Raw genomic sequence first — 4,597 nt, forward strand, 5'->3', positions numbered from 1 at the left:
CGAAACCGAGGCCCGATCCGGGCATGCAGCCGGTCCAGCTCCCCACGCCAACGATCAACATCAACGTCCGTCACAGGCAGACCAACGAACCCGACCCGAAGACGATTCGCCTACTGCCGTTGCAGTATTAGCCCGCGCTGGCTGCGCCCGGCCACCGCGCCGGGCGAGGATCGCAACGCCGTCACCGGGGCGACCTCGTACGTCTTGAGCAGGTGCTGCGCCCGGCCACCGCGCCGGGCGAGGATCGCAACCAGCACGGCGAGGTAGCAGTTGTTGTTGTCGGTCCAGGCTGCGCCCGGCCACCGCGCCGGGCGAGGATCGCAACGCCGTCACCGGGGCGACCTCGTACGTCTTGAGCAGGTGCTGCGCCCGGCCACCGCGCCGGGCGAGGATCGCAACCAGCACGGCGAGGTAGCAGTTGTTGTTGTCGGTCCAGGCTGCGCCCGGCCACCGCGCCGGGCGAGGATCGCAACTCGGCGGGGATGGGCAGCTCGGGGACCTGGCAGCAGTGCTGCGCCCGGCCACCGCGCCGGGCGAGGATCGCAACACCGGTGCGGACCCGGGCAACGTCACGTCCATCGTGATGCTGCGCCCGGCCACCGCGCCGGGCGAGGATCGCAACTCCTTCGTGTGGTTGGGGATCGCGCGGTGCTGCGCCCGGCCACCGCGCCGGGCGAGGATCGCAACGATCTCGCACAGTCGAACCTTGGGCTTCCGCTGCCCTGCTGCGCCCGGCCACCGCGCCGGGCGAGGATCGCAACACCGGCGAGACGCAGCCGGTCGACAAGCCGGCCCGAGCTGCGCCCGGCCACCGCGCCGGGCGAGGATCGCAACGGGTTGACCGTGGTCTTGCGGACCGAGGGGTCACAGCAGGCTGCGCCCGGCCACCGTGCCGGGCGAGGATCGCAACGACGCGACCGGCCGGCGGAAGTAGTCGAACCTCGACGTGCTGCGCCCGGCCACCGCGCCGGGCGAGGATCGCAACGTGACGGACGAGGTGGTTCCGGTTGGCCCGGTGCCGCGCTGCGCCCGCCCACCGTGCTGGGCGAGGATCGCAACGTCTTCCGCGACGAGTGGCACGACTTCAAGGACGAGCTGCGTCCGGCCACCGCGTCGGCGAGGATCGCAACCGTGGTCTACCAGTCGTTGGACACCAGCCTTGACGTCTGCGCCCGGCTACCGTGCCGGGCGAGGATCGCAACCATGGCACCAACTCTGCCTGTCGGTACGGCAGCCGCTGCTGCGGCCAACCACCGCGTCAGGCGAGTGCCCCGCCGAAAATGAACCCCTGCCGGCGGCGGGTGGGTTGCGATGGGGCCGGCGCTCGTCGTGCTCGTGCCGATGCTGCCCGAACCCTGAGCGGGGTCGGTGGATCCTGGGCAACGTGCCGTCGCACCCCTCGTTTACCCCCCGAAAACCCATGTCGGTGAGTGACAGTAAGTGACAAGCGGCGATCATTGCGCGGGTATGTCTGTGCAGTTCAGTGTCAATTGGCGGCAGATGGCGACAAGGTTCGGATCGTTGCTTTCGGTAACCGCGGGTTCGGGGTTCGATTCCCTGAGCGCGTACCAGCGAGAAGCCGTGACCTGTCAGTCATGTCGTGGACTGGCGCGGCGGCGAACGGGAGGCCGTGGCGGCCGTTATCAGAGCGCAGCTACAGGGCGACAGTCGACTATCGCATTATCGTCTGCGCCAAACGATGGTGGGGTTGCGGTATCGATCACCCCTCGGACACGTACAGTTACCCCACAGTAATCAGCGTCAGGCTTAGCCTCGACGCTGATTTTGTTTTCACCGGGGTCGTAGGTGAGGGCGAGTCGTAGCTCGCGGTAGACGGCGCTTTTATCCGCGCTGTCGGCGTCGCGCAGGATGTTGCGGATGTCCTCGAAGCCGCCGACGAGGCGTCGGATGTCCTCCTCGGTGAGGCGGCGGGAAGCCGACCCTTGTGCCGCTTTGTCGCGTTCGACGATGGCGACGGCGTGTTGAGCGTTGACCTCGGCCATCCAGGCGGCGACGGTGGCGGGGTCACCTCCGGCATCGGCGATGGCCCGATACTGTACGAGTTTGGCGTCACACGCGGCAATGACCTTGTTCGCAGCGGCGATCTCCGGCGCGACGCTGCTTGGTCCGGCTCCCGACTGGGCGGCGTGGAGCCGGTGGATCGTGTCGGTCAGCCGGTGCGGGGCGAACGCAAGTGGTCGCGGTGCGCTGGGGTGCCGGGTTGATACCGGCCTGTTCGAGGAGCTCCCAAACGTGGAGGCTGCGACCTCCGCACTCAGCACGAAGGGTTCGCTGGGGATGCGGCAATATTCTAGGTGCTGTTTTCGCCGCCAGGCGCAGCACCGGTCGGCGGATCGACGGACAGTGCGTGGCCGTCGGGCCTGGCGCGGTCGGGAGACTCTGGCGTGCCGCCGCTCCGCTAGGCGGATTGTCGATATGTACGTAGTGCCTGGGCGAACCGCTCCTGTATATCTCGTTCAGCCTTGCGCCCGGGAAGAACGCCGACCTCGTAAGTCCGCTTGCGTCCTTCGAGGAGGTGAATGACAGAGGGATTGGTGATTGTAGCGGCGAAGACTTTGAAGCGCGCGGAAAGATCAACCTCTAGGCCGAGGAACTCGCGGCCGGTCCCAAGGGTAAGTGGTGTGGTGTAGTACTTGCCTTCGATTACGAGAATCGCGTCGTGACTTGCGGGGTCGATTCCTAGCTGGCGGCATCGCTGGGCATCAGCGGAAGGTATGACCAGGACATCTGCCTCGTGGGCGACCTTACTCTTACCGATGACCGCGACTCCAGTATGGACTTCTAGCGGGTCTTTCGAGCTGTCTGGCAAGGCAAGTATCGCATGGGTGAAGCCAGCTCCACTGGGAAGCCTTCCCGGGCTGCGCCTGAGACGAAACTCAGCCGGTATGCCACCGACTCCATCAGCGAAGGAGATGCTATATCCTTCGTTGCTAGCCGCCCGCAGAACCAGCGCAAAGAGATACGCTTCGTAGAGGTCGTTGCCAGCAGTCGGCGACGGACCGCCGACGCTAAGGGCCGAGGGTAGCGCCGTGGGCAACTCTGCTCGCAGTTGGGCGAGCATCCGGGACGCTGCCGTGCCGTCGGGGGCCGCACCTACGTTCGTCATCCTTGCCTGCCTTAAAGGTCCCAGTCGCCTTCATTGCCGCGGCCATGTGGGGTTAGCCATGAGCCTCGGACCACCCCAGCTTCAATCCGAAGCTCATTCAGTGTGTCGAGAACTGAGCGCACCCGGAAAGCGCTGGCGCGCCGGGCTTCAGCCGAGGCCAGTTTCCAGGCCGGTAGCCGGCGACCCCGTAGTTCCGCCTCTGGTGGATCCATGAAGACGACTGTTCCATCCCACGTCTCGGCCCAGGGGTCTGAGGACCCAGCGGCAGCGAAATCCGATCCGCCGTTGTGATGCTCAAGGGCGAGCCGTCGAAGCTCTTCAAGCTGCTTCTGGACGTCCCGTTCCATGGCGAGCGTTCCTGCGGTCGCTACCTCGATAAGGTCGAGCAAAATCCCCAAGCGCGCACGTGGATTTAGTGGTGTGACCACGACGTCGCCGCGTTTGAAGCGAGGCCTGCTGCCGGATCGCTGCCCCGGCGCATGTCGCAACTGATTCAGGTATAGCGGACTGCCAGCAATCTCATCGAAGCGACCATCGTCGAACGCAGTACCGGTCGGGTCTGTCGGCGACTGCGACACACCCTCGGCGGCCAGCGCGCGCTCCTGTGTAACGATGAAGCCGAGTCCCAGCTCAGTCAGCAGCTCCTCTACCTCGGCGAGTAACTGCTGGATCTCCTCTTCGGTCACTCGGCTCCTCGTTCACTGCGAAGGGTCTGGAGCTACTGTAGCGGTGAGGGGCACTCGCGGTGGATCGCCGTAGATGCTTGCGATGGGCGGGAGGCGCTACAAGTGCCTGCGAGAGCAGTGATACACCTGGTCAGAAGGCTCGTCTCGGCTGGCGCCAGTCCCCGCTTCGGCGCCGCTGACCCACGATCTGCGCGGGCTTCCTGCTGAAGCACGTCAGCTTGATCCTTGGCAAGACATGTGCAGGCGCGCCGCAGGTAACGATCCGGCATGACCCGCTGGTCCTGAGCCGGCAAGGCACCACGTGCGATCGCGGGACCTCACGAGCAAGGAGCTCCGGTGTACGCGCACGCCACGCTGGCGCGTGGCGCGGTTGAGTCGGTCGCCTGGTTGTGGTGGCTGCTCGCCGACGGCGAGCGGTTCGAGGCACGCTTTGGCCGCGGGATCGCGTTCCTAATTGAGGACGCCGGTTTGGCCACCAAAGCAGCCGACCAGGTGCCCGGTACTGCCGCCGGGCGCGCAGGAGCAGGCCCGGCAGCAGGCACTGCTTGCCCGGCTCGACGATGCCCGTATCGAGCGGGTATATGGACCGCCCTGGCACCCGCGTCAAGATGATCCGCGTCGTTCGCAGCGGTTGCCCATGCCCCCCAGTGGGGCCTAAGAGGACGTCTGATTCACGTATTTTGTGTGTGTTGTGGTTTTAGGGGTTCTCGCCAGGTTGGGGTGGTTTCGGTGGTGAGGCGTTTGGCGAGGTTGTCGATCATGGCGAGGGTGATCATGCTGGCGG

Annotated in this window: 3 protein-coding genes and 1 CRISPR repeat array; all 3 genes read right to left on the reverse strand. The window is 66.0% G+C overall.

Annotated elements, in window-relative coordinates:
- The first annotated feature begins 140 nt into the window (after positions 1–140).
- A CRISPR array of direct repeats spans positions 141–1,059; the repeat unit is 37 nt; unit sequence GCTGCGCCCGGCCACCGCGCCGGGCGAGGATCGCAAC.
- A gap of 584 nt (positions 1,060–1,643) precedes the next feature.
- Positions 1,644–2,282, reverse strand: a complete 639-nt coding sequence (locus AC0AIB_RS30790) for a hypothetical protein (protein WP_328345223.1) — start codon at positions 2,280–2,282, stop codon at positions 1,644–1,646.
- A gap of 137 nt (positions 2,283–2,419) precedes the next feature.
- Positions 2,420–3,127: a hypothetical protein gene (locus tag AC0AIB_RS30795; RefSeq protein WP_328345225.1), complete on the reverse strand. Its 708-nt coding sequence runs from the start codon at positions 3,125–3,127 to the stop codon at positions 2,420–2,422.
- Positions 3,128–3,138: 11 nt separating this feature from the next.
- The gene (locus AC0AIB_RS30800; protein WP_328345227.1) at positions 3,139–3,813 is read right to left on the reverse strand and encodes a hypothetical protein; all 675 of its coding nucleotides are present in this window, start codon (positions 3,811–3,813) and stop codon (positions 3,139–3,141) included.
- Positions 3,814–4,597 lie beyond the last annotated feature (784 nt).

Source organism: Micromonospora sp. DSM 43699 (genome assembly GCF_055517075.1).

Coding starts and splice junctions, on each gene's coding strand:
- AC0AIB_RS30795 (WP_328345225.1), bottom strand. CDS start 3,127: ATGACGAACGTAGGTGCGGCCCCCGACGGCACGGCAGCGTCCCGGATG.